Source organism: Sphingomonas sp. Ant20 (genome assembly GCF_000783375.1).
Classification (GTDB): Bacteria; Pseudomonadota; Alphaproteobacteria; order Sphingomonadales; family Sphingomonadaceae; genus Sphingomonas; species Sphingomonas aerolata.
Genome location: NZ_JRVI01000244.1, coordinates 1 through 1,380 on the forward strand (window position 1 = coordinate 1; position 1,380 = coordinate 1,380).

The following is a 1,380-nucleotide window of genomic DNA, read 5'->3' on the forward strand; positions in this document are numbered from 1 at the left end:
AGCAGCGACACGATCGCCGCGAGGACCAGCCGGACCATCAGCCGCTTCTGCCGACGCGCCCTCGCCTCGCGCTCGCGCCGCGCCTGCTCGCGGCCCTCGGGAGACAGCCGCCGGAGCAGCTCTTCGGCCTGGGTGAGCCCGACATCGGCGAACCCTGCCGCGACGCTGCGGGCACGGTCGATCATCGGGGCGCGCTGACCGCTATTGTCGTCCATCGCGCGAGGATGCCGGTCTTTGCGCGCCCGGTCCAGACCCGCGCGGTGCGACAGACGCAGCCAAAGTGATCGCAGATCGACGTCAAATTGATCTATGTCAATTACGACGGCCGGTGCGATGGAACAGTTCCGCGCCTGCATCGTCCGGTAGGGGTCAGTTTCGCGAGGCCCCATGACCCCACCCACCTTGTTGTTTTTACACGCTCTTGGCGCCAGCGCGCGCGAATGGCAGCAGGTCGCCGATCACCTGTCCGACCATGATTGCGTCGCGCTCGATCTGCCGGGGTTCGGCGACGCGGCCGATACGGGGCATGCCGATGTCGGGACGATGACCGACTGGCTGGCGCAGGAAATCCGCGCCCGCGACCTTACCGCCTGCGTGCTCGTCGGGCACAGCATGGGCGGCAAGATCGCCACGCTCGTCGCCGCGCGCGCTGCCGCGGGCGAGCCGGGTCTCGCGAACATTCTCGGCGTCGTCCTCGTCGCCGCCTCGCCCCCCTCGCCCGAACCGATGGACGAAAAACGCCGGGCGGAGATGATCGGGTGGTTCGCCGATGGCCAGGCCTCGCGCGACGATGCAGAAACCTTCGTCGATGCCAACAGCGCCGAGACGCTCCCGGAGGCCCTGCGCGATCAGGCGATCGACGACGTGCGACGCTCGAACCGCGCGGCCTGGCTCGGCTGGCTCGAACGCGGCAGCCGCGAGGACTGGGCTGCCGCGGTCGGACAGCTCGCGCTCCCCGCGCTGATCATTGCCGGGACCGAAGACGGCGATCTCGGCGAGGATGCGCAGCGCCGGCTCAACCTGCCGCATTATGCCAATGCCCGGATGCGCGTCGTCCAGGGTGCCGCGCACCTCATCCCCTATGAACAGCCCCGCGCGCTCGCCGCGCTGATCCGCGAGCACGCGGCACTGGCGACGATGGCCGCGCTGCCCGAAGATTTCGCCCGGCTGCTCGACTCCGATCGCGTCAGCAGCGGGACGCGCGCCGCGATGCTCGACCGAATCTACCCGATGCCCGTCGGTACCGCGTTATGGGACGACGCCGACCATGCAACCGTCGCGGCGCTGGTGGCCCGGATCCTCCCCGATTGCGGCGCCGACCGTGCGCTGGCGGGTCGCATCCTCGCCTCGGTCGCGCAGGGTGTCGGCGACGGCTGGCGC

Annotated in this window: 1 protein-coding gene and 1 pseudogene; one reads left to right on the forward strand and one right to left on the reverse strand. The window is 70.1% G+C overall.

Annotation, left to right across the window (positions count from 1 at the left end; all coding sequences use genetic code 11):
• Positions 1–215: pseudogene (locus NI18_RS24710) on the reverse strand (hypothetical protein); the annotation flags it as partial.
• A 172-nt stretch (positions 216–387) separates the two neighbouring features.
• Here NI18_RS24710 and NI18_RS19365 point away from each other — a divergent pair.
• Positions 388–1,380: alpha/beta fold hydrolase (locus tag NI18_RS19365; protein WP_037532490.1), on the forward strand; the 993-nt coding region annotated here is incomplete at its 3' end.